This is a genomic window from Microbacterium sp. NPDC056052, from assembly GCF_042266785.1.
In the GTDB taxonomy this organism is placed as follows: Bacteria; Actinomycetota; Actinomycetes; order Actinomycetales; family Microbacteriaceae; genus Microbacterium.
Map to the genome: position 1 here is coordinate 1 of NZ_JBHJWV010000011.1, position 25050 is coordinate 25050.

Annotated in this window: 23 protein-coding genes; 7 read left to right on the forward strand and 16 right to left on the reverse strand. The window is 71.6% G+C overall.

All coding sequences use genetic code 11. The features are described from left to right. Nucleotides 1–81: 81 nt before the first annotated feature. Complete coding sequence (locus tag ACFC1J_RS17565) at nucleotides 82–1527, reverse strand: MFS transporter (protein ID WP_375909038.1); 1446 nt, start codon at nucleotides 1525–1527, stop codon at nucleotides 82–84. A gap of 101 nt (nucleotides 1528–1628) precedes the next feature. Between ACFC1J_RS17565 and ACFC1J_RS17570 the strand changes: the two genes are divergently transcribed. Further along, nucleotides 1629–2480, forward strand: coding sequence for a helix-turn-helix domain-containing protein (locus ACFC1J_RS17570; RefSeq protein ID WP_375909041.1), 852 nt, complete (start codon nucleotides 1629–1631; stop codon nucleotides 2478–2480). Between the two features lie 81 nt (nucleotides 2481–2561). On the opposite strand, the gene ACFC1J_RS17575 is transcribed toward ACFC1J_RS17570, so the two are convergent. Then, nucleotides 2562–3062 carry a carboxymuconolactone decarboxylase family protein gene (locus ACFC1J_RS17575; RefSeq protein ID WP_375909044.1) on the reverse strand — a complete coding sequence of 167 codons (501 nt, stop codon included), beginning with the start codon at nucleotides 3060–3062 and terminating at the stop codon, nucleotides 2562–2564. Between the two features lie 86 nt (nucleotides 3063–3148). On the opposite strand from ACFC1J_RS17575, the gene ACFC1J_RS17580 reads away from it, so the two are divergent. Next, nucleotides 3149–4018, forward strand: a complete 870-nt coding sequence (locus ACFC1J_RS17580) for a LysR family transcriptional regulator (protein WP_375909047.1) — start codon at nucleotides 3149–3151, stop codon at nucleotides 4016–4018. A 129-nt stretch (nucleotides 4019–4147) separates the two neighbouring features. On the opposite strand, the gene ACFC1J_RS17585 is transcribed toward ACFC1J_RS17580, so the two are convergent. The 6 genes from ACFC1J_RS17585 to ACFC1J_RS17610 form a co-directional block, all read right to left on the reverse strand. After that, complete coding sequence (locus ACFC1J_RS17585; protein ID WP_375909050.1) at nucleotides 4148–4786, reverse strand: response regulator; 639 nt, start codon at nucleotides 4784–4786, stop codon at nucleotides 4148–4150. 122 nt (nucleotides 4787–4908) lie between these two features. After that, the gene (locus ACFC1J_RS17590) at nucleotides 4909–6105 is read right to left on the reverse strand and encodes a sensor histidine kinase (protein ID WP_375909052.1); all 1197 of its coding nucleotides are present in this window, start codon (nucleotides 6103–6105) and stop codon (nucleotides 4909–4911) included. A 73-nt stretch (nucleotides 6106–6178) separates the two neighbouring features. Next, nucleotides 6179–7303, reverse strand: a complete 1125-nt coding sequence (locus ACFC1J_RS17595) for an AMP-binding protein (RefSeq protein WP_375909055.1) — start codon at nucleotides 7301–7303, stop codon at nucleotides 6179–6181. A 2-nt stretch (nucleotides 7304–7305) separates the two neighbouring features. Continuing rightward, a complete protein-coding gene (locus tag ACFC1J_RS17600; protein ID WP_375909058.1) occupies nucleotides 7306–8244 on the reverse strand; it encodes a 1,4-dihydroxy-2-naphthoyl-CoA synthase in 939 nt (312 codons plus the stop codon). Nucleotides 8245–8284: 40 nt separating this feature from the next. Further along, entirely contained in the window at nucleotides 8285–9241 is a 957-nt protein-coding gene (locus tag ACFC1J_RS17605) for a hypothetical protein (RefSeq protein WP_375909061.1), read from the reverse strand. 19 nt (nucleotides 9242–9260) lie between these two features. Beyond that, nucleotides 9261–9584 carry a PadR family transcriptional regulator gene (locus tag ACFC1J_RS17610; RefSeq protein ID WP_375909063.1) on the reverse strand — a complete coding sequence of 108 codons (324 nt, stop codon included), beginning with the start codon at nucleotides 9582–9584 and terminating at the stop codon, nucleotides 9261–9263. 77 nt (nucleotides 9585–9661) lie between these two features. Here ACFC1J_RS17610 and ACFC1J_RS17615 point away from each other — a divergent pair, with 77 nt between their 5' ends. Next, nucleotides 9662–10675 (forward strand): GNAT family N-acetyltransferase, encoded by a 1014-nt coding sequence (locus ACFC1J_RS17615; protein ID WP_375909066.1) that lies wholly within the window; start codon nucleotides 9662–9664, stop codon nucleotides 10673–10675. 203 nt (nucleotides 10676–10878) lie between these two features. After that, the gene (locus ACFC1J_RS17620) at nucleotides 10879–11868 is read left to right on the forward strand and encodes an o-succinylbenzoate synthase (RefSeq protein WP_375909069.1); all 990 of its coding nucleotides are present in this window, start codon (nucleotides 10879–10881) and stop codon (nucleotides 11866–11868) included. A gap of 24 nt (nucleotides 11869–11892) precedes the next feature. On the opposite strand, the gene ACFC1J_RS17625 is transcribed toward ACFC1J_RS17620, so the two are convergent. Then, a complete protein-coding gene (locus ACFC1J_RS17625; RefSeq protein ID WP_375909072.1) occupies nucleotides 11893–12513 on the reverse strand; it encodes a TetR/AcrR family transcriptional regulator in 621 nt (206 codons plus the stop codon). Nucleotides 12514–12650: 137 nt separating this feature from the next. Here ACFC1J_RS17625 and ACFC1J_RS17630 point away from each other — a divergent pair, with 137 nt between their 5' ends. Beyond that, on the forward strand, nucleotides 12651–15452 hold the full coding sequence (locus ACFC1J_RS17630; RefSeq protein WP_375909075.1) for an efflux RND transporter permease subunit: 2802 nt from the start codon (nucleotides 12651–12653) through the stop codon (nucleotides 15450–15452). After that, nucleotides 15449–17437 (forward strand): YhgE/Pip family protein, encoded by a 1989-nt coding sequence (locus tag ACFC1J_RS17635; RefSeq protein WP_375909078.1) that lies wholly within the window; start codon nucleotides 15449–15451, stop codon nucleotides 17435–17437. Before ACFC1J_RS17630 ends, ACFC1J_RS17635 begins: the two co-directional genes overlap by 4 nt. Before the next feature lie 57 nt (nucleotides 17438–17494). On the opposite strand, the gene ACFC1J_RS17640 is transcribed toward ACFC1J_RS17635, so the two are convergent. The 7 genes from ACFC1J_RS17640 to ACFC1J_RS17670 all read right to left on the reverse strand — a co-directional run bounded on the left by ACFC1J_RS17640 (nucleotide 17495) and on the right by ACFC1J_RS17670 (nucleotide 24492). Beyond that, nucleotides 17495–17791 (reverse strand): DUF2277 domain-containing protein, encoded by a 297-nt coding sequence (locus ACFC1J_RS17640; RefSeq protein ID WP_309341352.1) that lies wholly within the window; start codon nucleotides 17789–17791, stop codon nucleotides 17495–17497. Nucleotides 17792–17818: 27 nt separating this feature from the next. After that, nucleotides 17819–18997, reverse strand: a complete 1179-nt coding sequence (locus ACFC1J_RS17645) for an SLC13 family permease (RefSeq protein ID WP_375909081.1) — start codon at nucleotides 18995–18997, stop codon at nucleotides 17819–17821. A gap of 25 nt (nucleotides 18998–19022) precedes the next feature. After that, nucleotides 19023–20018: a c-type cytochrome biogenesis protein CcsB gene (gene ccsB, locus ACFC1J_RS17650; RefSeq protein ID WP_375909084.1), complete on the reverse strand. Its 996-nt coding sequence runs from the start codon at nucleotides 20016–20018 to the stop codon at nucleotides 19023–19025. Between the two features lie 18 nt (nucleotides 20019–20036). Continuing rightward, the gene (locus ACFC1J_RS17655) at nucleotides 20037–21851 is read right to left on the reverse strand and encodes a cytochrome c biogenesis protein ResB (RefSeq protein ID WP_375909087.1); all 1815 of its coding nucleotides are present in this window, start codon (nucleotides 21849–21851) and stop codon (nucleotides 20037–20039) included. A 61-nt stretch (nucleotides 21852–21912) separates the two neighbouring features. Then, nucleotides 21913–22674, reverse strand: coding sequence for a cytochrome c biogenesis CcdA family protein (locus ACFC1J_RS17660; protein ID WP_375909090.1), 762 nt, complete (start codon nucleotides 22672–22674; stop codon nucleotides 21913–21915). Nucleotides 22675–22738: 64 nt separating this feature from the next. After that, nucleotides 22739–23413 (reverse strand): TlpA family protein disulfide reductase, encoded by a 675-nt coding sequence (locus ACFC1J_RS17665; RefSeq protein ID WP_375909093.1) that lies wholly within the window; start codon nucleotides 23411–23413, stop codon nucleotides 22739–22741. A gap of 95 nt (nucleotides 23414–23508) precedes the next feature. Further along, the gene (locus ACFC1J_RS17670; protein WP_375909095.1) at nucleotides 23509–24492 is read right to left on the reverse strand and encodes a 1,4-dihydroxy-2-naphthoate polyprenyltransferase; all 984 of its coding nucleotides are present in this window, start codon (nucleotides 24490–24492) and stop codon (nucleotides 23509–23511) included. 137 nt (nucleotides 24493–24629) lie between these two features. Here ACFC1J_RS17670 and ACFC1J_RS17675 point away from each other — a divergent pair. Beyond that, nucleotides 24630–25050 (forward strand): DUF222 domain-containing protein (locus ACFC1J_RS17675; protein ID WP_375909097.1); only part of this gene is annotated, 421 nt, incomplete at its 3' end.

Below are 25050 nucleotides of genomic sequence, written 5' to 3' on the forward strand. Positions count from 1 at the left end.
CCAATCACCTCCGCCCGCGTCGGCGGGGTGAGCGCACGCCAGGGGGTGCGCTCACAGGGACGACTCGGAAGTAGGAGGGGCTCAGGCGGGCTTCTTCGGTGCGCGCGGGAGAGCGAACGCCATCCAGATCGCGCCCGCGATGCAGAGGGCCGCATTGATCGCGAGGGCGGTCGAGACGCCGTTCAACACCCCCGCGGCACCTGCGATACCCGCGGCACCGGCCCCGGCCGCGGTCGCGATCGCCGACATGACCGGCGTTCCCAGCGTGATGCCGATCTGCTGGCTCATGGTCGCGAGCCCCGTGGCCAGGCCCTGCTCGGCATCGGGGAGGCCTGAGGTGGCCGCGACCATGAAGCCGACGATGACCACGAGATTGGCCACCCCGCCGAGGAAGGTCGCGATGAGGAGCACGACCATCCAGGCCTGCAGATCGCCGAGGAACGCGAGCGGGATCGTCGCGGACCCCTGGATCACCAGCCCGGACACGATCGCGCGCCGGCCGCCGACGAGCGCGATGATCCGGGGAGCGATCAGACCTCCGATCACGGTGCCGACGCCCATCACCGCGAATGTGAGGCCCGCCTGCAAGGGGGTGAAGCCGCGCACCTCCTGGAGGAAGACGGTCAGCAGGAAGACCACCGACGTCTGCGTCGCGAAAGCCAGGACGCCGGCGAGGTTTCCCCACCCCGTCGTCCGGCGCGCCAGCACCCGCAGCGGCACCAACGGCTCGGCCACGGTGCGCTCGATGACGAGGAAGGCGAGGATCATGACGGCGGCGACGCCCAGCGACGCCCAGCTCCGCACGTCGCTCCACGAGTGCTGGCCGGCCTGGGTCAGCCCGTACACGCCCGCGACGAGGGCGACCGTCACCGTCACCGCGCCCGGCACATCGAGCCGCGGACGCCGCAGCGACGCGGTCTCCTTCAGCACCACGGGACCGATGGCCAGCACCGCCACCGCGACGATCACGTTGATGAAGAAGGCCCACCGCCAGCTGATCAGGTCGGTGAGCAGGCCTCCCAGGACCGCCCCCGTCGTGAACCCCGCGGCCATCAGCGCTCCGTTGATACCCAGCGCCCTGTCCCGCATCGCCCCCTCCGGAAACGACGTGGTCAGCAGCGACAGCGCCGCCGGCGTCACCGCGGCGGTCGCGATACCCTGCGCCACGCGTGCCACGAGGAGCAGCCACGGCTCACCGGCGAGGCCGCCGAGCAGCGAGGCCGCGCCGAGCAGCGCGATCCCGGCGAGGAACTGACGCCGGCGCCCGAACAGATCGGCGAGCCGGCCGAACAGGAGGGTGAATCCTGCGGCGCAGACGGCGAAGGCCGTCGAGATCCACTGCAGGTCCGCCAGGGCGAACCCCACCTCGGCACCGATGCGCGGCAACGCGACGTTGAGGATCGAGAAGTCCAGAGCCAGGGTGAAGCTCGCGGTGAGCAGCACCAGGAGAGCGATGCGCTGGCCCACGCTGACGGGGGGAGCCGCCGCATCCGGGCCGGCGGGCGAAGGCGAGGGATGAGTGGTCATGTCGTCAACCTTCGAACGCGACGTGTCGCGCAACCAGATCCTGTGCGGGGTACCACTGGCAGGGACACCCTGCGCCGCGCGATGTCCGCCACACTGGAACGGTGCGATCCCCCCACCGCGCCCGACCGGCGAGCGAACTCGGCGACTTCCTGCGAAGCCGCCGCGACGCCGTCACGCCCTCCGAAGCGGGGATCCCCCGGTGGGGCGCCCGCCGGGTGCCGGGCCTCCGGCGGGAGGAACTCGCCCAGATCGCCGGTATCTCGGTGAACTACTACACCCGCCTCGAGCAGGGCCACTCGGCCAACGCGAGCGACTCCATCATCGAGGCGCTCGCGCGGGCCCTGAATCTCGACGAGGCGGAGCGCGCGCATCTCTTCGAACTCGCCCGGCCCGTCCCTGCCCCGCGGCGGCGCAACCCCCGCGCCGAGACTCCGAACCCCGGCGCGCTCGCGCTGCTCGCAGCGATGCCCACCGTTCCCGCGCTGCTCCTGGGCCGGCGCAACGACGTCCTGGCCTGGAATCCGCTGGGCCATGCCCTGCTCGCCGGCCATCTCCCCTTCACCGCTCCGGATGCCCCGGCGACCCGGCCGAATCTGATGCAGATGCTCTTCCTCGACGCGCACACGCGTGAGCTCCACCGCGAGTGGGCCGACGAAGCAGCGCTCGCGGTCGCGGCACTGCGCTACATCGCCGCACAGCATCCCGACGATCGACTGCTCGCCGAGCTCGTCGGGGATCTCGCGATGCGCAGCGCGGACTTCGCCCGGCTCTGGGCGAAGCACGATGTCAGGCTCTGCTCCAGCGGCGAGAAGAAGCTGCACCACCCGCAGGTCGGCGATCTCGACCTGCACTACGAAGCGCTGCATCTCCCCGATGGCGACGGCCAGCGCCTGCTCACGCACCTCGCGGCTCGGGGCAGCCCAGCGGCCGACGCGCTGCGGCTCCTCGACTGACGCGCTGCGGCTCCTCGACCGACGCTGTCCGGCTCCTGCCCCTGACGCGTCTCAGCGCTGCTGAGGCGACAGTTTCACCGCCTACATCGATCCGGTCCAGGCGTGCGTGGAGACGCCGACCGCGTTCCAGGCGTTGATCACGACGATGAGCGAGACGAGCGCGCCGAGCTCCTCCGGGGAGAAGCGCGTGGCGGCGGCCGCCCAGTCCGCGTCCGGCACGTGGGTCTCGGAGAGGCGGGTGATGCTCTCGGTGAGCGCGAACGCGGCCCGCTCCCGCGCGGTGAAGAAGGGCGACTCCTGCCACACGGCGACGGCCGCGATGCGGGCGGCGGTGTCGCCGGCTTTCGCGGCATCGCCCGCGTGCAGGTCGACGCAGTAGCTGCAGCCGTTGATCTGCGAGGCGCGCAGCCGCACCAACTCGCGCAACCGGGCATCGATGCCCGCGGCGTCGAGCTCGCGGACCATCGCGGCGTCGAGCCCCGCGAGCGCGCGGGAGAATCGCGGCGCCACCGTGTCGATGTCGAGACGGACGGGGATCGGGACGGTCGGCTCGGTCTGGGTGGAGGTCTCGGTGAGTGTCATGGTGGTTCCTTTCGTCCCCTTCAGACTCAACGATCCGGATCCATCCGTCCAACAGCTGATACCTATCGCTATCATCTGTTTCAGAGATGGAACTTCACCAGCTGCGCTACGTCCTGGCCGTCGTCGAGACGGGATCCTTCACGGCGGCCGCCGAACGTGTGCGCGTCAGCCAGTCCGGGGTGAGCACGCAGGTGCAGAAGCTCGAGCGAGAGCTCGGCGTCGCCCTGTTCGACCGTTCCTCCCGCCGGGTCGCCCTCACCCAGGAGGGCGAGCGTCTGATGCCCGCGATCCGCGCCGCCCTCGAGGCGATCGGGGAGATCGGCGCCACGGCGGCGGACCTGCGCGGGCTGCTGCTCGGATCCCTCCGCGTCGGCACCGTGTTCGGTCTCACCTGGCCGCGGTTCTACGACGCCCTCGCCGAGATCAGCGCCGCGCATCCTGGGCTCGAGCTCCGGCTGCGCGAAGACACGTCCGCGCGGCTGATCGGCGCGATCCGTCGCGGCGAGATCGACCTCGCGCTCGTGGCCTGGGCCGAGCATCCGCCGGAGGGTCTCGGATCCGCGGTGGTGTTCGACGATCCGATGGTCGCGGTGGTCGCCCCGGCGCATCCCTGGGCGGCGCGGCGCAGGATCCGCCCGGACGAGCTGATCGGCATGGACCTCATCGCGCTCCCGGAGGGCACCGGCGACCGGGCCGCGCTCGACGCACTGCTCTCCGGACGCCCCGGCGCGGGAGCACCGCGCTGGGAGGTGTCCACGCCCTCCGCGGTCGAGAAGCTCGCGGTGCGCGGGCTCGGGGTGGGCGTCGTCAGCGCCGCGACGTGCCGCCGCTGGGAGGGCATCCGCGCGATCCCGATCGACGCGCCGGACGTGCGCTCGCGCCTGGGGGTGGTGTGGCGGGCGACCCCCACCCGCGCCACCCACGCCCTCCTGGACCTCCTGCACCCCGACGAGTAACCCGCGCCCCCTCGGAAACACCTCCCACCTTCGAGTCGTCCCCGTGAGCGCACGCCATGGGGTGCGCTCACGGGGACGACTCGGAAGTAGAAGGGGCTCTCAGAGGGGCGGAGCTCGGAGGCGCCGGCGTCAGTTCAGGCCGTGCTCGAAGGCGAAGACGACGAGCTGCACGCGATCGCGCAGGGCGAGCTTGGTGAGGATCCGGCTGATGTGCGTCTTCACGGTGGCCTCGGAGAGGAACTCGCGGGCGGCGATCTCGGCGTTGGACAGGCCCCTCGCGGCGAGCGCGAAGATCTCCTTCTCGCGCTCGGTGAGGTCTCCGTAACTCGCCGGCACCGGGGTCTGCGCGGGTGCCGCGAAGTGCGCGAAAAGATCGCGGGTGGCCGAGGCCGCGATCACGCTGGATCCGGAGTGCACCGTGCGGATCGCCGCGAGCAGGAACTCCGGATCCGCGTCCTTGAGGAGGAAGCCGCTCGCGCCCTGACGGATCGCCCGCGCGGCCGCCTCGTCGAGGTCGAAGGTCGTGAGCATCACGATGCGGGGCGGATCCGCCTCGTCCAGGATGCGCGCCGTGGCGGTCAGCCCGTCCATGACCGGCATCCGGATGTCCATCATCACGACGTCGGGGCGCGTCGCGCGCACGACCTCGATGGCCTCCTGCCCGTCCCCCGCCTCGCCGACGACCTCGAGGTCGGGCTGCGACGCGACGAGCATGCGTATTCCGGCGCGGAACAGCGCCTGGTCGTCGACCAGCACGACACGGATCATCCTGCCTCCTCGTTCCGCGCGATCGGATCCGCGCCTCCGGAAAGTCTGTCATCCCGGGCGCGAGGCCGGGACGCCCTCGGTGCCGCGCCAGACACCCCCCGGCCCTGCACCGGGTCCGCGGGTCAGCCCGCGGACGGCCCGATCGGAAGCGCCGCGCGCACCACGAAGGCCCCCGCCTCGTGCTCCGCGCTGAGCGACCCCCCGACCAGCTGCGCGCGCTCGCGCATGCCGATGAGGCCGTGCCCGCGCTCCGTGTGCGCCTGCCGCGGCGTCAGCGGCACGCCGTTGCGGACCGTGATCTGCACGTGGTCGGCGTGCCAGCCGAGCCAGACGTCGACGTCGCCGGCGCCGTGCCGGATCGCGTTGGTCAGCGCCTCCTGCAGGATCCGGTAGACCGCCAGCTGGATGCCGGCCGGGGGCTCCCCCGGCGGCATCGGATCGACCGTGACGCGCGGCTCGATCCCGGCGGCGCGCACCTGCGTGTACAGCGTCTCCAGGTCGGCGAGCGTGGGCTGCGGGCCCTGCCCCTCGCTGTGCCGCAGCTGCGCGAGCAGCAGCCGTACGTCGGAGAGGGCGGCCCGCGCCGTCTGCCCGATCGTGGTCAGCGCCGCGGTCGCCTGCGCCGGATCCGCGGCCGCGGCGTAGCGCGCGCCGTCGGATTGCGCGATCACCACCGCGAGGGAGTGCGCGACCACGTCGTGCATGTCGCGGGCGATCCGCACGCGCTCCTGCTCCGCGACCGCGACCGCCTCCGCTCGCACCTGCGCGTCACGGGTACGGCGGCCGTGCAGTACGACCCGCCAGAGCAGACCGGCACCCCAGCCCATCACCAGGGTGAGCACGGACACGGTGCCGAGGAGCACCGCGACCAGCGCGACGCGCAGGCCCGTCTCGGTGTCCTGGATGAGCGCTTCCTCATTGATGAGCGACATGTAGCCGCCCGCGATGAGTCCGCCGCCCAGGGCCGAGGCGCCCCCGATCCACAGCAGGCGCATCGAACCCCAGGCCGATGTCGCGAAGACGACGGCGAGGATCGCGAGGTTGTAGGCACCGGGCGAGAAGCCGCACGCCATCTGCAGCAGCGCGCCGAACCACGCCACGATCAGGGCGAGCGCCGGGGAGAGCCGACTGATCGCGGCCGCGCCCCACTGGATGACCGCGACGAGCATCACGAGCACGATCGAGACCGGGCCGTCCGAGATCCAGCGGCTCATCGTGCCGGCCTCGAAGACGTACGTGAGAGGCAGCGTGAGCAGCAGGCCGATGGCGCTGCCCACGATGTCGAACACGAGCCAGAAGCGCGGAATGGTGCGGATCACCCCCTCACGGTACGCGACCGGATCCGACCCGGTCATCCGTCGGGAGATGTATCCCGGGCGGCGGATGCCGGATTCATCTCGCGGTGACCAGCGCGGCGATCGCACGGCGGTCGGGCTTGCCCGAGGACAGCAGGGGCAGCGCGTCGACGGGGACGATCCGGGAGGGGCGCGCCTCGGCACCCACCTCGGCGGCGACCCGCTCACGGGCAACCGCGAGCAGCGCATCTGCGGAAGCGAACCCGCCCGGCAGCGCGACCACGATCGCGGACCCCTGGCCCCAGCGCTCGTCCGGGACCGCTACCACGACGCCCCCCTCCAGTCCCACCACCGTGCGCACTGCGGCCTCCACCCGGTCCAGCGACACGTTCACGCCCCCCGAGACGATGACGTTGTCGATGCGCCCGGTCACCGCGACCCTGCCGTCGGCCACGTCGCCGGCATCGCCCGTGCGGTACCAGCGGTCGCCGGCCCCGTCTGCGACGAACGTCCGCGCGGTCAGCCCGGGGTCGCCGAGATAGCCGTCGGCCAGTGTCGGGCCCGCGATGCGCAGCTCGCCGTCGATCGGCGCGACGCGCACTCCGTCCAGCGGGACCCCGTCGTACACGCAGCCGCCCGCGGTCTCGCTGGATCCGTAGGTGCGCACGACGCGGGCGCCGAGGTCCGCGGCCCGCGCGCGGAGCGCCGGCGGCAGCGCCTGCCCGCCGAGGAGCACCGCGTCATAGGAGAGCAGGGCCTCGCGCACCTCCCGGTCGTCGGCCGCGTCGAGCAGTGTCGCGAGCTGCGCCGGCACGAGTGACGTGTACCGCGGGCCCGCCCCCATGCCGCGCGTCGCCGCCGCGAACGAGGCCGGCGTGAACCGGCCCTGGAGCTGCACGGGCGCCGTGCCCGCGAGGTGCGCCCGCACGAGCACCTGGAGTCCCGCGACATAGCCGGCCGAGAGCGCGAGCATCCACCGCCCGGATCCGATCCGCCGCGCGGTCGCCTCCGCGCTCGCGGTGAGGGCGGCGGCGGAGAGGACCACCTTCTTCGGCACACCCGTGGATCCGGAGGTCGCGACGACGACCGCCGTGCCCTCGGCGACCTCGTCCTCGGGACCCGGCACGAATCCGAGGGCCAGGGGCGCGCCGCCGTCGAGCGCCGTCACCAGCCCCGCCTCGACCGCGACCGGATCCGCCCCGTCGACGGCTCGCAGCCTCATCGTCAGAAGTGCCAGGGGTAGGGGGACCAGTCGGGCTCGCGCTTCTCCAGGAAGGAGTCGCGGCCCTCGACGGCCTCATCCGTGCCATAGGCCAGGCGGGTCGCCTCGCCCGCGAAGATCTGCTGCCCGACCAGCCCGTCGTCCACGGCGTTGAAGGCGAACTTCAGCATGCGGATCGCGGTGGGCGACTTCGTGAGGATCGTGCGGGCCATCGCGATCGCCTCGCGCTCGAGCTCGGCGTGCGGCACGACGCGGTTCACGGCGCCCGCCTGCATGGCGCGCTCGGCGGAGTACTCCTCGGCCAGGAAGAACACCTCGCGCGCGAACTTCTGCCCGGTCTGCCGGGCCATGTACGCGGATCCGTATCCGGCGTCGAAGGATCCGACATCCACATCGGTCTGCTTGAACCGGCCGTGCTCGGCGCTCGCGATCGTGAGGTCGCAGACCACGTGCAGCGAGTGCCCGCCGCCGGCGGCCCAGCCCGGCACGACCGCGATGACGACCTTCGGCATGAACCGGATGAGCCGCTGCACCTCGAGGATGTGCAGCCGGCCCGACCTGGCCTGCTGCTGCGTTTCGTCTCGCTTCGCTCGCTCAACGACCGTCTCCTCCGAGTCGGAGTACTTGTAGCCGTCCCTTCCCCGGATGCGCTGGTCGCCGCCGGAGCAGAACGCCCAGCCGCCGTCCTTCGGACTCGGTCCGTTGCCGGTGAGCAGCACCACGCCGATCCGCGGATCCTGTCGGGCCTCATCGAGCGCACGGTACAGCTCGTCGACCGTGTGTGGGCGGAAGGCGTTGCGCACCTCGGGCCGGTCGAAGGCGATGCGGGCGATCCGTCCGTCCTTCGAGACGTGCGCGGTGATGTCGGTGTACTCCCCCGCGCCCGGTGCGAGCGTCCACTCGGCGGGGTCGAACAGGTCGGAGACGGGCTTCTCGGTCACGGATCCAGCCTATTCCGGGCGCCGCCCGCCGCGGACCCGCTCAGACCTCGCGGGCGAGGCCGAGCTTGCGGTAGGCGTCGAACAGGATGCCGATGAGGATCCCGCCCAGCACGGCGGTGATCGAGATGTTCACGATCTGCACGATGTCCGCCGTCGGAGTGCTCGCGGCCCGCATCTGCGCCATCAGGTCGGGGGCGATCACGGCGCCCCGCCAGACCAGCACGATCGCGCCGAGCATCGAGACCAGGCTCGCCGCGACGCTCACGGCGGCGAGCGGCGCATTCCACCGCCCGCGCACGGCGACGAGCGCCTCCACGACCAGCCCGATCGCGAGTAGTCCGAACCACACCGTCATGGCCCAGGGCCAGAGCCCCGGTGCCAGGACGTGCACGTGGTCGTCACCCCAGCCGATGGTGCGGTCCCAGATGACGGAGCCGATCAGGATCACCGTCATGACCGCCGTGCCGATCAGATCCGACATCCGCGCGCTGAGGACCACGGTGCGCGGCAGCTTGTCGGGGGTCCATTCGAGCACGGTGTCGCCCGTGGATCCGAGACGCTCCAGCGCAGCGAAGACGAGGGTCGTCCAGAACGCGACCTGGACGCCGGACAGGAGGATCGCGGGGATCATCGCGCCGATCACCGCGCCGACGTCACCTCCTCCGATCGCCCGCACCAGTCCCGCGATCACGGCGGCGACCGGTACGACGATCGCCAGCAGCAGGCGCAGCAGACGGAGCCACGCGGCGTAGTAGCGGGGTCCGATCAGCACGAGCGGCCTCCCGGAGAGCGACGCCGCGTACGCGATCGGGTCGCCGAGTTCCGCGATCACGGCGTACTCGGCCGCCCGCGCATCCTCGCCGGCAGCGATGCGGCCATCGAGTTCGTCCGCGATCGACGCGCGCAGCTCGGCGGAGACCTCGGCGCGGTCGGCGACCGGAACGGACCGCGCCACCGCGGTCACGTAGCGCTCGGCGAGAGTCGTGTCGGTGTCCATAGTGTTCTCCTCCAGGAGGTCAGGGAAGATCCTTCGCGGCGGCGGCGATGGCCTGCACGTCGCGGATGAGGGTGTCGGCCAGGCGGAGCCCGGCGTCGGAGGTGCGATAGAACTTGCGCGGTCGCGCTTCCTCGGTGTTCCACTCGCTCACGAGATAGCCCTGCTTCTCGAGGCGCCGCAGCAGCGGGTAGAGCGTGTTGGAGTCGGTCGGGAATCCGGCGGCGCTCAGCTGCTCGAGCAGGCCGTAGCCGTACCCGGGCTCACGCAGCAGCCGCAGGCTCGCGAGCACGACCGTGCCGCGCCGCAGCTCCTGCAGGTGTCCGTCGAACTCCTCATCACTCATGCCCAACACCATATTGTGTGTCGCACACTATTGTCAATGACACGATCCTGTTCGTGGCGCTCCCGTAGCGTGGAGGCATGACGATCGAGATCCAGCCCGTGGACCCTTTCGACGATGCGGCGGTGAACGCCTGGTGGGACGTCTACGCGGCCGCGCTGCGCGCCGACCGCGGTGGTGACGCCGTGCTGTGGTCGCTTGAGGAGACGCGCGCCGAGCTTCAGCAGGATTCGGCGACCGTCGAGCAGCACACGTTCCTCGCGCGGCGCGACGGAACGATCGTCGGCGCGGCCGCCCTCGCATTGCCGCTCAAGGACAACGTGCATCTCGCCGATGTCGCGGTGTACGTCGTCCCGGAAGCGCGGAGGACGGGTATCGGATCCGCTCTTCTCGCCGAGCTGGAGACCCGCGCGATCTCGCGATCACGGCGGACGTTCCTGGCGGAGACGAGCTGGGCCGCTTCCGCAGCGGCCGACGGCACGGGGCATCCGGGCGTCGAGTTCGGCCGCAGGCACGGCTACGCGCTCGCGCTCGGCGACCGGGAGAGCGTGCTCGACCTGCCGGTAGCAGAGGACCTGCTCGATCGCCTGATCGCGGGGCTCCCCGACGACGACTACGCGCTGCGCAGCTGGACCGGCCCCGTGCCCGACGACGTCGTCGCCGGATGGGCCGAGCTCTCCAGCTCGCTCGATACCGAAGCGCCCATGGGCGACCTCGACATCGAGGCCGGGACTCCCGATGTGGCGGAGATCCGCGAGAGCGAGGAGCTCGTGGCCGCACAGGGCCGCACCTCGTTCTGCGTCGTCGCGCTCGCCCCGGATGGTCGGGTGGCGGCGTACTCGCAGCTCGTGGTCTCCGGGGACGACAGCTCCGCGTACCAGTGGGGCACGCTCGTGCGACGGGAGGACCGCGGCCACCGCCTGGGCATGCGGGTGAAGCTGGAGAACCTGCGCCGGCTGCAGCAGGAGCTCCCCGGCACGCCGCAGGTCGTGACCTACAACGCCGAGTCGAACGAGCACATGCTGGCCGTCAACGTCGCCCTCGGGTTCCGCCCCTCCGGGCGTCTCGCCGAGCTGCAGAAGCGGATCGGCTGACGCGGCAGATCCAGGGCCGGGGCGGACCGGATCAGGCGACGATACGCACACGGTGCGACGATCTGCACACGGATCCGACGAATCCGAGTGCGCAACGTCGCAACGTGTGCAAATCGTCGCACCCCTCGTGCGCGCTCGCGCACCTCTCGAGGACACGTCCTGGCCCGCGCGGCGGAGCGGATCCGCGGGTGCATGATGGGGGCATGACCGACCTCCCCGCGCTCTCCGAGATCCTCGACACCGCGCGGGTGGTCGCGCTCCCGATGCACACGCGGTTCCGCGGGGTGGACGTCCGCGAGGCGCTGCTGTTCGAGGGGCCGGAGGGCTGGGCCGAGTTCTCACCGTTCACCGAGTACGGTGACGCCGAGGCGGCGACCTGGCTGTCCGCCGCGATCGCGGATGCCTGGCATCCCCGCCCCGCCGCTGTCCGCGACACGATCCGGGTGAACGCCACGATTCCGGCCGTGCCGGCGGAACGGGTGCCGGTCGTGCTCGCGCGCTTCGACGGCTGCCGCACGGCGAAGGTCAAGGTCGCCGAGGCCGGGCAGAGCCTCGCCGAGGACGTCGCCCGGGTGCGCGCCGTGCGTGCGGAGATGGGACCGGAGGGCCGGATCCGGATCGATGCGAACGCCGGCTGGAACGTCGACGAGGCCGAGCGCGCGATCCACGCCCTCGCCCCCTTCGACCTGGAGTACGCGGAGCAGCCCTGCGCGACCGTCGACGAGCTCGTCGAGCTGCGCGAGCGGATCCGCTACCTCGACATCCCGATCGCCGCGGATGAGAGCGTGCGCAAGGCGACGGATCCGCTCGCCGTCGCCCGGGCCGGAGCCGCGGACCTGCTCGTCATCAAGGCTCAGCCGCTGGGCGGCATCGAGCGCGCGCTGCGGATCGTCGCCGAGGCCGGCCTGCCGGTGGTCGTCTCGAGCGCGCTGGACACCGCGGTCGGCCTGTCGCTCGGCGCCGCCCTGGCCGCGGCCCTGCCGGTGCTCGACCACGACTGCGGCCTCGGCACCGCGTCGCTGTTCGCCGACGACGTGGCCGATGCCCGCCCGCGGGGCGGGGTCGTGTCCGCCGCCCGGGTCACGCCGGACCCTGCCGCCCTCGCACGCCTGGAGGCGACGGCCGAGCGCCGGGCGTGGTGGCTGGACCGCCTCGCCCGCTGCCACGGCCTGCTCGCCGCCGAAGAGCGCTGAGCCGAGGCCGGCCGCGCCCGGCGCTCACCCGAGCAGCAGGGACACCAGCCGGCCGAGCTCGACGCTGCCGGTGCGGCGGAGCTGAGCGTCGTCCTTGCCTGCCATCGCGCCGCGCACGGTCGTGCCCTCCCAGATGATCAGCAGCATGCGGGCCGCGACCTCGGAGTCGACCCGCAGCGAGATCGTGCCGGTCGCGGCGATGTCATCGATGATCCGGGCGATGCCGGCGACCATCTCCTGCTCCTGCTTGAGATAGGCCTTGCCCCAGGCGTGATCGCGCAGGGCGCGGAGGCGGATCTCGCTGAGCAGCATGACGCCGAGTCGGTCGTCCTTGCCGGTGTCCATCACCTGCTGCACGAGCGTCGTCGCATCGCAGTCCTGGGCGAGCGCACCGGCCTCGTTCAGCTCGGTCACCCGCTCCCGCACGGCCGTCAGGCGCTCGGCGGACACCGCGCCGGCGAGTTCGAGGAACAGCTCGTCCTTCGACTCGAAGTTCGAATAGAACGCGCCGCGCGTGAAGCCGGCGCGCTCGCACACGGCCTCGACGGTCGCGCCGTCGAGCCCCTCCTCGGCGAACACCAGCGCCGCCGCCTCGAGCAGCCGCGCGCGCGTGTTCTCCCGGCTCCTGGTCGCACTGCCGGTCATCCGCACCTCCTGCGGGCCCCGGGCCCGCGATTCACATCCCGCGCACAGACTATCCCGGCGCCGTCGTCTTACGATACAGAGACGTATCGAATACACCAGTGTATCGAACCCGCCCGCACTCCCTCCGGAGGAAACCCGTGTCGACTCTCCTCTCCTCGCTCGGCCGCTGGTCGTTCCGGCACCCATGGCGCGTGCTCGTGGCCTGGCTGCTGGTGCTCGGCATCGCCGGCGGCGCAGCGCTCGTCCTCGGCAAGGGCACGGACAACACGTTCACGATCCCCGGCACGGAATCGCAGGCAGGTCTGGAGCAGCTCGAGCGCACCTTCCCCCAGGTGAGCGGCACGAGCGCGCAGTTCATCGTCGTGGCCGCGGACGGCGACAGCGTCACCGACTCGGACTACAAGACGCCGATCGAACGGACCGTGACCGACCTCGGGAAGGTCGACGGGGTCCTCGCGGCCACGAGTCCGTACGACGAGCACGTGACGGGCATGGTCTCCGACGACCGCTCTGCGGCGATCGTGCGGCTGCAGTTCGACGGCCAGGCCTCTGACGTCTCGGCCGCCACCAAGGACACCCTCCGCACGGCGGTGAGCGACCTCCAGAAGGATCTGCCGCAGGGCTCGCGCGCCGTGATCGGCGGAGATCTCTTCTCGATGTCGATCCCGGCGATCTCGATCACCGAGGGCATCGGCCTCATCATCGCGCTGCTCGTGCTGATCGTGACCTTCCGCTCGTTCGTGGTAGCGGGCATGCCGCTGCTCACGGCCGTGCTGGGCGTGGGCGTCTCGATGGCCGCGATCTTCGCGGCGACCGCCTTCGCCTCGGTCTCCTCGACCACTCCCCTGCTCGCGCTCATGCTCGGACTCGCGGTCGGCATCGACTACGCACTGTTCATCGTCGCGCGACATCAGGATCAGGTGCGCGCAGGGGTGGATCCGGAGGAGTCGGCCTCCCGCGCGACCGGCACGGCCGGATCCGCGGTGGTCTTCGCCGGCATCACGGTCCTGATCGCGCTCATCGGCCTCGGCTTCGCCGGTATTCCGTTCCTCACCACGATGGGCATCGCGGCGGCCGTCGCCGTCATGATCGCCGTGCTGATCGCCGTGACGCTGACGCCGGCCATCCTCGGCTTCCTCAAGGGCCGCGTGGCCGGCCGCCCCGCGCGGCCCCGCCGCGCCAGTAAGGGCAAGACCGCGGCCGCCCCGCGCCGGCCGTTCTCGGAGCGCTGGGTGGGCGGCGTCACCCGCCACCCGGTCCTCGTCGCGGTCGCGATCGTCCTCGGCCTCGGCGTCGTGGCCGTCCCGGCCGCGAACCTCGCGCTCGCCCTGCCGAACTCGGGCGTACAGCCGCAGGGGTCCGAGGCGCGGGAGAACTACGATCTCACCGCCGAGCACTTCGGCCCCGGTTTCAACGGCCCGCTCATCCTCACCGGCACGATCGTGACGTCGACGGATCCGGTCGGTCTCATGAAGGATCTGGGCGATGCGGTCGGCACGCTTCCCGGCGTCGCCGAGATCGCCCTAGCCACCCCGAACCAGACCGCCGACACCGGCATCGTCCAGGTGATCCCCACGACCGCTCCGGACGCCCCCGCCACCGCCGACCTGGTGCGCGAGCTGCGCTCCCATCACGACGAATGGCTCGAGGAGTTCGGGATCGACGTGAAGGTGACCGGGTTCACGGCCGTCGCGATCGACATCTCCGACCAGCTCGGCGCCGCGCTGCTGCCGTTCGGGATCTTCGTGATCGGTCTCTCGCTCGTGCTGCTGACGATCGTGTTCCGCTCCCTCTGGGTGCCCGTCACGGCGGCGCTCGGCTACCTGCTCTCGATCGTGGCCGCCTTCGGCGTGGTCTCCGCGGTCTTCGAATGGGGCTGGTTCGCCGACGCCCTGCACGTCGCACGGGTCGGGCCGATCATCAGCTTCATGCCGATCATCCTGATGGGCGTGCTGTTCGGCCTGGCCATGGACTACCAGGTGTTCCTCGTCTCGCGGATGCGCGAGGACTACGTGCATGACGCGGGATCCCGCAGCGCCGACCGGGCCGAGCGCCGGGCCGCCGCGCTGCGCGCCGTCCGCGGAGGCTTCACCGGATCCGCGAAGGTCGTCACGGCCGCGGGGCTCATCATGTTCGCCGTGTTCGTGGCCTTCGTGCCCGAGGGCGACTCCTCGCTCAAGCCGATCGCGCTGGGCCTCGCCGCGGGCATCGCGATCGATGCATTCCTCGTGCGGATGACCCTGATCCCCGCACTCATGGCGATCCTCGGCGAGCGCGCCTGGGAGATCCCCGCCTGGCTCGAGAGGATCCTGCCGAGCGTCGACATCGAGGGCGAGGCCGTGGAGCGCGAGCGGCACCTGGCCTCCTGGCCCGGCGACGACTCCGTGATCGCCGCCGACGGCCTGGCCGTGCCGGGCGTGACCGACGGACTCGACCTGCGGGTGCCGACCGGATCCGCCCTCGTGCTCACCGGAGGCGACGGGGCCGTGCGCCGCGCCGTCGCGCTCGCCCTCACGGCGCGCGTGCCCTCCGAGGGCCGCCTGCGCGTGGCGGGGCATCTGCTGCCGGGGCGCGGTGCCTGGGTGCGTGCGCACGTCGGCTGCGTGATCGTGGACGGCGGGACGGATCCGCTCCGCGAATTGCGCGAAGCCCTGCGCGGGCGCACCACGCTCGTCGTGATCGACGGCGCCGATCGTCTCACCCTCGCCCAGAGCGAGCAGGCCGTCGCGATGCTGCGCGATGCGGCCCGCCGGGGCGCGCTCGCCGTGCTCGCCACGGCGGCGGACGCCTCCGCCGCCGCGCAGCTGCTGACCGACGCCGGGTGGGCGGATCCGCAGACGCGGGACCTCGACCACCCGCCGACCGCACCCGCACCCGCACCCGCACCGCTCACGGCCGCCGACGCGCCCACCACCGACCTCGACGAGGTGACCGCATGACCAACCGCCTGTCCGCGCTGATCGAACGCGCCCGTTCGCACAAGCCGATCACCGCCCTCACCCTCATCGGGGTGCTGCTGCTGCCCGCCGTCCTCGGCGGCGTGCTCGTCGCGGCGCTGCAGGATCCCACGCAGCGCCTCGACACCATGACCGCCGCGATCGTGAACGACGACGAGCCCGTCACGGTGAACGGCCAGCTCGCCCCGCTCGGGCGCCAGCTCTCGGCCGGCCTCGTCGACGGCACGGGCACGAAGGACGAGAACCTCACCTGGGTGATCTCGAACGAGAAGGATGCCGCGGCCGGCCTCAAGGACGGCACGTACCAGGCCGTCGTGCGGATCCCGAAGGACTTCTCCGCCGCCGCGGTCTCGGGCGGCAGCGCGGTGCAGGATCCCGCCAAGTCCGCCGAGAAGGCGACGATCTCGGTGACAACTGCTCCGCAGGCCCGCGCCGCGGACGGCCTCATCGCGAACCAGATCGCCGCGACCGCCGCGTCGACCATGGGCGACGAGATCTCCAAGAGCACGCTGCAGAACGTGCTCCTCGGCTTCGGCACCCTCGGCGACAAGATCGGCGAGGCGGCCGACGGCGCCGACAAGCTCGCCGCGGGAGCCGCCTCCGCCGCGACCGGAGCCGCCGCGCTCCCGGACGGCGCGACCAAGCTCGCCGACGGTGCGGGCCAGCTCGCCGACGGCGCCTCGCAGCTCTCGAACGGCCTCGGCACGATCGCGAACGGCATCACGTCTGCCCAGACCGGGGCGAACCAGGCCGGGGCGGGACTCGCGCAGGGGGCGGACGCGCTGCAGGCGCAGGGGCTCGTGCCCGCGGAACTCAATGGCGTCGCGGCGACGACCGCGAGCAACGCAAAGCAGGCCGCAGACGAAACACTCACCGTGGCAACCTCTTTGGGAGGGCTCCTCGCCCAGTGCGCGCCTCCGAACAACACCATTCCCTCGAACGTGTGTGCTCAGATCAAGACCGCGTTCGATCAGGCGGAAACAGCGGCCACCAGCGCCGGGACGGCCAGCGGATACGCGGAGGCCTCGGTCGGTGCGCTGTCTCAGTTCAACACCGCCGCCACCGCCACCATCGCCGGCCAGTTCCGCACCGCGGCCGACGGCGTCAACCAGCTCTCCGCGGGTCTCGGCCAGCTGGCCGACGGCACGTCGCAGAGCGCCACCGGCGCAGGAAACCTCGCGACCGGCGCCACCGGGCTCCAGTCGGGAGCGACCCAGCTCGCCGACGGCGCGACGCAGCTGGGCACCGGCATCGGATCCCTCGCGACCGGCACGTCGAGTCTCGCCTCGGGCCTGCACCAGGCGGCGGATTCGCTGCCGAAGCGCACCGACACCGAGGCGTCGTCGCTGGCCTCGGTCGTCGCCGATCCGGTGAACGCCGACACCTCGGGCGGCATGTTCGGTCCCACGGCGATCCCGCTGCTCGCGGCGGTCGTGCTCTGGTTCGGCAGCCTGGCCTCGTTCCTCGTCATGCGGGCGTTCACCGCGCGGGCCCTCACCTCGCGCCGCGCCTCGGCCTCGCTCGCCCTGCGCGCGTTCGCCCCGGCCGCCGCGATCGGCGCCGTACAGGGCCTGCTGGTCGCGCTCGTGGTCGAGATCGTCGCCAAATACGACCCCTCGCGCTGGTGGGGCTTCGCCGGCGTCGCCGTGCTCGCCGGCATCGCCTTCGCCGCGGTGAACCAGGCGCTGGTCGCCGTGCTCGGCGGGGTCGGCCGCTGGATCTCCGCGGTCGTGGGCGTGGCCGCGCTCGGCGCGGGGGTCATCTCGACGCTGCCCGGGTGGCTCGCCACGATCGCCGGATTCCTGCCCACCTCCCCCGCGGCGACCGCGCTGCTGGGCGAGGAGGGCGTCGGATCCGCGATCGCCGCGCTCGCCGTCTGGGCCGTGCTCGCCCTGATCGCCACGACGCTGGCCGTGACGGCCCGCCGCACGACCTCGGTCCGAGCGGTGCTGGCCCCGGCGATCTGAGTCTGGAAGCGGCAGGCGCGGCCCCCGCTCACCCGGGGCCGCGCCTGCCCTTCCGGATCAGGGCGTCGCGGTGCGGATCCTGACCTCGCGCTCCATCCGCTTCTCATGACGCTGCCGCCCCTTGATGGCCTCGGCCTCACGGCTCTTCGGCGGGGCGTTCGTGACGAGCTGATCCAGCATCCGCCGGGTCGCCTGCGCGATCTCGTCGATCGCCTGCTCGAAGGCGGGGGTGTTCGCGCGCGACGGGTGCGTGGATCCGCTCACCTTGCGGACGAACTGGAGCGCGGCTTCCCGCACCTCGTCATCGTTCGTCGGCGGCTCGAAGTTGTGAAGGCAGCGAATGTTCCGGCACATGCCGAGACGATAGCCCGGATCCGCGATTCAGGAAACGGCCGCGAGCGCGAGCGCGGCCGCTCCCACCGTGGCCGTCGCGGCGCCGAGGCCCCAGAGGGCGAACCGCCCCCAGGGGATGGACACCCCGAGCGCGGACACGCGGTGGTGCCACAGCAGGATCGCGAGCGAGGCCCAGGGGGTCACCAGCGGTCCGAGGTTGACTCCGATGAGCAGCGCCATGAGCGCGACGGGGTCGTGCGAGGCGATCGGCTCGAGCACGAGGTACGCGGGGAGGTTGTCGATGCCGTTCGCCGCGAGCGCTCCGATGCCCGCCACGCGCAGCAGCTCGAGCACGTCGTGACCGCTCGCGGCGAGCGGCGAGAGGAGCGCCGCGAGCCCGCGCACATGGGCGGCCTCGACGATCACGAAGAGCGCCGCGGCGAGCCCGAGCGCCTGCCAGGGCACCAGGGAGAGGCGGAGCGCGCGGCGCCTCCGGACGGCGAACAGCAGGATCAGGATCAGCGCGGCGACCGAGGCCGGGATCCACACGTCCCGCACGAGCGCGAGCAGCGGCAGCAGCGCCACGAGCACGACGGCGGAGACGAGGAACAGCACGCGGTCCGAGGGTTCGGCCTGCACCGGAGACGCGTACCGGCCGAACAGGGTCCGCCGGTGCGCGAGCGTGAGGATCACGACGGGCACGAGCACGCCCGCGAGCGCGGGGGCCCAGCTCAGCGCGAGGAAGGCGAGCGGATCCGAGCCGATCGTGGGAGCCGCGAGCAGGTTGGTCAGGTTCGACACCGGCAGGAGCAGGGAGGCGGTGTTGGCGAGCCAGACCGTGGCGAGCGCGAAGGGCAGCGGCGAGACGCCCACCCCCTGTGCGAGGAGCACGACGACCGGCGTGACGATCACCGCGGTCGTATCGAGGGAGAGGAAGATCGTGCTGACCACGGCGAGGAGGACCACCGCTCCCCAGAGCGCGATCACCCTGCCGCGGCCCCAGCGGGCCAGATGCTGCGCGATCACGTCGAACACGGCGGCGTCCCGCGCGAGCTCGGCGACGATCGTGATCGCGATCACGAAGCCCAGCACGGGGGCCGTCCGCCCCGCCAGCGCCCCGGCGTCGGCGAGCGGCAGGAGGCCGCTGACCACGACGCCCACGGCGACGAGCGCCAGGGCGATCACCGCCAGCGCACCGGGCCGAAGCCAGGCCCGCCGGGCGGTCATCGTCGGCTCCCGCGGATCGAGCCGCTCAGTTCAGGCCCGAGTAGACGTGCAGGCCCTTGAAGAACAGGTTGACGATCGTGAAGTTGAACAGCACGGCCGCGAAGCCGACGATCGACAGCCAGGCCGAGCGGGATCCGCGCCAGCCGCGCGTCGCGCGGGCGTGGATGTAGCCGGCGTAGAGCACCCAGATGATGAACGTCCAGGTCTCCTTCGTGTCGAAGCCCCAGTAGCGGCCCCACGCGTCGTTGGCCCAGATGGATCCGGCGATGAGGGTGAACGTCCAGAAGATGAAGCCCACGGTCGCGAACCGGTAGGCGAGGCCCTCCAGGCGCTCCGAGGACGGCAGCGTGGCGAGGAAGCGCGGACCGGCCTTGGGGGCCTCCGCGAGCACCTTCGCCTCGCGGCGCGCCTGCATGAGCTGGAACACGCTGAGCGCGAAGGCGAGCGCGAAGAACGCGGTGCCGAGCGATGCCACGAACACGTGGATCACCAGCCACACGCTCTTGAGCGGGTCGGCGAGAGGTACGACCTCGACGTAGAAGCCGGTGGCGGCGCCGCCGAGCAGCACCACGACGAGGCCCACGATGAAGGTGCCGAGGTACTTCAGGTCGAACCAGATGTTCACGCCGACGTAGACCGCGATGATCAGCAGCGTTCCCGTCATCGAGAACTCGTACATGTTCGACCACGGCACCCGGCCGGCGGCGACGCCGCGCAGCACCGTGCCCGCCAGGTGGAACAGGAAGCCGAGCGTGGTCAGCGCCGTGCCGATCCGCGCCATGACGAAGCGCTGCGGGGCCGACGCCGTCGTCCCCGCGGCGCCGGAGCCCGCCGCGCGGCCGGCGGACGAGGCCGATGCGCCCACGGTCGCACCGACGAGCTCGCGCTCCGGCACGACGGCCTTGGCATCGGCGGCGACCTGCGAGCGCTTGGCGAGGTCGAACGCGTAGGCGATGAAGGCCGCGGCGTAGATCGCGACCGCGGTCCAGATCATCAGGATCGACAGGGAGTCGAAGTTCATGCTGTCAGCCTACTTTCGCTATCGGTCGCTGAGCGGGTCGAGGCGTCCGCTGTCATCGGGCCCTGATTCGTCGGAGGCGCCCGGCTCCGCGACCGCCGCGGTCCCGCCGTCGGCGTCGAGCAGGCGCGCATGGCCGTCGCGCAGGTCCTCCACGGCGGCGGCGAGGGTCGGATCCTCTCCGCGCGCGAGACCGGCGTACTCGAGATGCACGGCGCCGTCGACGATCGTCGCCTTGACCCACATGCGCCGGCGCGGCACGAACAGCGCAAGTACGAGACCGAGCAGGGCCACCACGGCGAAGACCAGCACCCACTGCTCGGAGGGGTCGTGGTGGATCTGCAGCGAGACGTAGCGCTTGACGGACTGGGAGTAGTCCTTCGCGCCCTTCGGAGTCTCGTTGTCGAACGTGATGGTGCCCATGCCGTTCGGCAGCGCGGTGGTCTCGCCCGGGGCGAGCTCGATCGACTTGGTCCCGGTCTTGCCGCCGGTGAGCTGCGTCATGGATCCAGTGTCGAGCACGTACACCGAACGAGGGGTGCCGTCGTCGATGCCGAGATCTCCGGCGAACACGTTCAGCGTGAGCGTGGGGTTGATGAGGTCCGGGTAGACCGAGGTGAGCGCGCCGGTGGCGAGCTTCGCCGAGGTCGGGTAGAAGAAGCCCTGCAGCCCGAGCTGCTCGGGCAGGCCGTCGGCGACCTTGACGATCCCGATCGACATCATCGTGCTGTTGTTCTGCGGCAGGAACGGCACCGAATCGTGGAAGACGACATCGCCCTTGGCGTTCTTGACCGTGATGGTCGGCGCATAGCCGTTGCCAAGCAGGTAGACGCGGTCGCCGGCGATGCCGAGCGGGTGGTTCACCCGCACCGCGTCCTCGCGCTCCTTCTGCCCCTGCTCCGAGACCGTCACGTTCGCGGCGAAGTCGCCGGCCTGGCCCGACGACGACTTGCCCGGTTCGAAGGGCTGATAGGTGACGTCGAAGGAGTCCAGCGTCATCCGGTAGGGCGCGAGCGCGTCGTCGGAGACGAAGCGACCGCGGTTCATCGACGAGTAGTCGAGGAGGGTGTTCACGAAACTCGTGCCCTGCACGACCACGCGCTGCCCGGTGTAGGCGAAGCTGCCGCCCACGCCCACCGACACGAGCACCCCGAGCAGGGCGAGGTGGAACAGCAGGTTTCCGGTCTCGCGGGCGTAGCCGCGCTCGGCCGACACCGAGAAGCCGCGCTTGTCGTCATAGCGCTGCACGCGATAACGCAGGGCGCGCAGCTGCTTCTCCGCGATCACGATGCTCTGCTCCGCCGCCGCGCGGGGGTCGGATCCGGTGACGGTGCGGGTGGCCTCGCGGTGGTCGTCGAGTCGTCCGAGCCGCACGGGCGTGCGCGGCGGACGCGAGCGCAGCGCCTTGAGGTGGTGCTTGATGCGCGGGATCACGCAGCCGACGAGCGACAGGAAGAGCAGCAGGTAGATGGCCGAGAACCACGCCGACAGGTACACGTCGAACAGCTGCATGCCGTCCAGGATCGGGAACAGGTCCGGGTGGTCGGCCTTCCACTGCGTGACGCCGTTCGGATCCGCCATCCGCTGCGGGAAGATCGACCCGGGGATCGCCGCGATCGCGAGGATCAGCAGCAGCACGAGCGCGGTGCGCATGCTGGTGAGCTGTCGCCAGCCCCAGCGCAGCCAGCCGACAACGTTGAGCCTCGGAGAGTCGATGCCATCGCCCCGCGAGTCCCCGTCGCCGTCGATGTGGTCGCTCGGGCGAAGCGGATCGGTCGAGCGATCGGCGCCGGCCTGCTTCGTCGAGCCTTCGCGCTTCTTCGAGCCTTCGCGCATGGGATCCTTCACGGTCGCGGACGCCTCCGGGCCTACAGCCGCCTCGGCGTCAGGGCCAGAGTCAGAGCGGGAGTTCGACACTGCCGACCACCGCCCCGATGCTCGACATGATCGCCTTCCAGACGCCGGTCACCATGAGCAGACCCAGCACGATGAGCAGTGCACCTCCGACGATGTTGACGACACGCACGTGGCGGCGCAGGAACGAGAGCGAGCGCGTCGCCCACCCGAAGCCGAGCGCGACGAGCAGGAACGGGATGCCGAGGCCCAGGGAGTAGGCGATGCCGAGCCACACCGCGCGGCTCACGTCGCCCACGTTGACCGACAGCGCAACGATCGCCGAGAGCGTCGGGCTCAGGCACGGGCTCCAGCCGATGCCCAGGGCGACGCCGAGGAGCGGGGCGCCGATGAGGCCGGCACGACCCGACACGTTCATCCGCACGGTGCGCTGGGCGAAGCCGAAGACACCGATGAAGACGAGGCCCATGACGATGATGACCGCACCGAGGATGCGGGTGATCAGGTCGCCCCAGCGCAGCAGGAACACGCCCGCCGTGCCGCCGACGACCGCCATGAGGATGAAGACCAGTGTGAAGCCGAGGATGAACAGCAGCACCCCGAGCACCATCTGGCGGCGCGTGGGGGCCTTCGTGGTTCCGTCCTGCTGGGGTGCGGATCCCCCCACCGCCCCGCCGACGAAACCGAGATACCCGGGCACGAGCGGCAGCACGCACGGCGAGAGGAAGGACAGCAGCCCCGCGAGCATGGCGACCGGAAGGGCGGCCCAGAGGGCGCCGGATCCGACGATCGCGTCGATGTTCACGCGCTCGCCCTCCGCGGGGCGCGGATCGCCGTGGCGGCGTCCGTGCGAGGTGCGCTCGCGCTCATCACTTCTCGTCCAGCGCGTCCTGGACGAGCGTCTCGAGGATCGAGGCGGAGCCGATCGGGCCGATCACGCGCGCGGCGACCCGCCCCTGCTTGTCGAGGACGAGCGTGGTGGGGGTCGCCTGGATCGAGGTGACCTCCGCGAAGGCGAGCTTCGCATCGCCGGTGTTCACGTCGATGATGCTCGGGTAGGTGACGCCGTACTTGTCGTTGAACGCCGTCGCGGTGCCGGCCTGGTCGTAGGTGTTCACACCCACGAACGAGACGCCCTTGCCGTCGAACTTCTTCCAGACCGACTGGAGGTCCTCCGCCTCGACGCGGCAGGGGCCGCACGCGGCGTACCAGAAGTTCACGACCGCGACGTCGCCGGCAATCTCGGTGCTGCTGAACTTCTTGCCGCTCTCGAGCGTGCCCCCGAAGGACACGGGCTTGCTGCGGTCGGCGGGCTTGATCTCCTCGACGCGCATGCCGTCGGAGCCGATGTAGCCCTTGTTGTCCCCGTTGCGGTACTGGTCGGCGACGGGGTCGTTCGAGCAGGCGGCGAGGCCGCCGGCGAGAGCGACGCCGAGCAGGGCGGCCGTCGTCCGGACGACGCGGGAGCGCCGGGATGAGCGCGTGACCCGCCGGTCTCCGAGAGTGTCAGTGGGCGCGGACGGGCGCGACGGACTCAGAGGCATGCTCGGAATCTTACGAAAAGACTCTATGCACCCGGTGGGCGGGGCATGCACGGCGACCCGCCGCCGGGTTCCCGGCTCACACCGCGGGCGGGAGTTCACACCACAGGCGAGATGAGCGCCCAGAACAGCGCACCGGCGTACGCGAGCGTGCCGAGCGAGGTGAGCGCCAGCGCGATCACGAGCTCCTTGGGCTCCCGGTACGCCCACACGATCACGAGCGCCGGCAGGAATGCGAGCAGTGCGAGCAGCCCGATCCAGGCGACCGGGTAGAACAGGGCGAGCAGCACGAGCGCCAGGAACGGCAGGATCACGAACACCGTGTAGAGGACCTGCGTGGCCCGCTTGCCGATCACCACGGTCAGCGTGCGCTTGCCGACCTGCCGGTCCTGGTCGATGTCGCGGAGGTTGTTGGCCAGCAGCACCGCGCAGGCGAACAGGCCGACCGCGATGGCCCCGATCCACGCCTCCTGCGGCAGTTTCAGCGACTGCACCCAGGTCGTGCCGAGGGTGGCGACCAGCCCGAAGAACACGAACACGAAGACCTCGCCGAGCGCGTTGTAGCCGTAGGGCCGCTTGCCTCCGGTGTAGAACCAGGCGGCGACGATGCACACCGCGCCGACGGCGAGCAGCCACCACTGCTGGGTGCGGATGGTGATGCCGAGGCCCGCGATCGCGGCGAGCGCGAAGAACGCCAGACCGGTGTACAGCACGCTCTTCGCCGAGACGCGCCCCGAGGCGGTGAGCCGGGCGGGGCCGACCCGGTGCGCATCGGTGCCGCGCACGCCGTCGCTGTAGTCGTTCGTGAAGTTCACGCCGATCTGCAGGCACACGGCGACCGCGAGGCAGGCGAGCGCGATGACCCAGTGGAACTGCGGATCCCCCAGCCGCGCGGCGCCCGTGCCGACGAGCACCGGGGCGATCGCGAGCGGCAGCGTGCGCGGGCGGGCCGCGCCGATCCAGTCGCCCAGGGTGACCGGCGGCAACTGCTCGACCGGACGCTTCGCGGGGTTGCCGGAACGGGCGCGCGCTGCCGGGCGCGCGGACGCGGATGCGGTCTTGTTGGTCTTGCGATTTGCCACGCAGGAATCCTAGCGGCGACGGTGATGCGGCCACCGGAGGGGGCGTCGATCGAGATGTGATCTGTTTGTGATGTTTTGCCTGTTGAGGGGACGCTTTCCGGGGTGGGAATGTCGGTGGTCCGGTGTTGACTGGGGTCATGACGAACTCGGCGGGTGCGGTGGTGGATCCTGGGGTGGACCCGGTGGATCCGGTCACGGTGCTGCGCATGCTGCGGGAGGGTGTGGCGGCGGCTGAGGGGGCGATCATCCGGTTCCAGGCGTTGCGGGACGCGCAGCTCGCCGCCGCGCAGCGCGTGGCCGAGGAGATCGCCGCCAGGGACCCCGGTGGTGCCGTGCGGGGTGAGGCGGTGGAGATCGCGGCGCGCAGCGTTGCGGCGGAGCTGGCCGGGGTGCTGCGGATGTCGGACCGGGTCGTGCAGGCCCGGATGGCGCGGGCCGCGGATCTCGTGGCCCGATTCCCCGAGACGACGCGGGCGTTCACAGATGCGCGGATCAACGCCGCGCACGTGCGGGTGATCCAGGACGCCGGCTCCCGCCTTGACGAGATGGTGCGGGCGG

What these genes read in the sequence shown, in the direction of transcription:
- ACFC1J_RS17565 (WP_375909038.1), bottom strand. Translation starts at nt 1,527, where the DNA reads ATGACCACTCATCCCTCGCCTTCGCCCGCCGGCCCGGATGCGGCGGCT.
- ACFC1J_RS17575 (WP_375909044.1), bottom strand. Translation starts at nt 3,062, where the DNA reads ATGACACTCACCGAGACCTCCACCCAGACCGAGCCGACCGTCCCGATC.
- ACFC1J_RS17580 (WP_375909047.1), top strand. Translation starts at nt 3,149, where the DNA reads ATGGAACTTCACCAGCTGCGCTACGTCCTGGCCGTCGTCGAGACGGGA.
- ACFC1J_RS17585 (WP_375909050.1), bottom strand. Translation starts at nt 4,786, where the DNA reads ATGATCCGTGTCGTGCTGGTCGACGACCAGGCGCTGTTCCGCGCCGGA.
- ACFC1J_RS17595 (WP_375909055.1), bottom strand. Translation starts at nt 7,303, where the DNA reads ATGAGGCTGCGAGCCGTCGACGGGGCGGATCCGGTCGCGGTCGAGGCG.
- ACFC1J_RS17605 (WP_375909061.1), bottom strand. Translation starts at nt 9,241, where the DNA reads ATGGACACCGACACGACTCTCGCCGAGCGCTACGTGACCGCGGTGGCG.
- ACFC1J_RS17610 (WP_375909063.1), bottom strand. Translation starts at nt 9,584, where the DNA reads ATGAGTGATGAGGAGTTCGACGGACACCTGCAGGAGCTGCGGCGCGGC.
- ACFC1J_RS17615 (WP_375909066.1), top strand. Translation starts at nt 9,662, where the DNA reads ATGACGATCGAGATCCAGCCCGTGGACCCTTTCGACGATGCGGCGGTG.
- ACFC1J_RS17620 (WP_375909069.1), top strand. Translation starts at nt 10,879, where the DNA reads ATGACCGACCTCCCCGCGCTCTCCGAGATCCTCGACACCGCGCGGGTG.
- ACFC1J_RS17625 (WP_375909072.1), bottom strand. Translation starts at nt 12,513, where the DNA reads ATGACCGGCAGTGCGACCAGGAGCCGGGAGAACACGCGCGCGCGGCTG.
- ACFC1J_RS17635 (WP_375909078.1), top strand. Translation starts at nt 15,449, where the DNA reads ATGACCAACCGCCTGTCCGCGCTGATCGAACGCGCCCGTTCGCACAAG.
- ACFC1J_RS17640 (WP_309341352.1), bottom strand. Translation starts at nt 17,791, where the DNA reads ATGTGCCGGAACATTCGCTGCCTTCACAACTTCGAGCCGCCGACGAAC.
- ACFC1J_RS17645 (WP_375909081.1), bottom strand. Translation starts at nt 18,997, where the DNA reads ATGACCGCCCGGCGGGCCTGGCTTCGGCCCGGTGCGCTGGCGGTGATC.
- ccsB (WP_375909084.1), bottom strand. Translation starts at nt 20,018, where the DNA reads ATGAACTTCGACTCCCTGTCGATCCTGATGATCTGGACCGCGGTCGCG.
- ACFC1J_RS17655 (WP_375909087.1), bottom strand. Translation starts at nt 21,851, where the DNA reads ATGCGCGAAGGCTCGAAGAAGCGCGAAGGCTCGACGAAGCAGGCCGGC.
- ACFC1J_RS17665 (WP_375909093.1), bottom strand. Translation starts at nt 23,413, where the DNA reads ATGCCTCTGAGTCCGTCGCGCCCGTCCGCGCCCACTGACACTCTCGGA.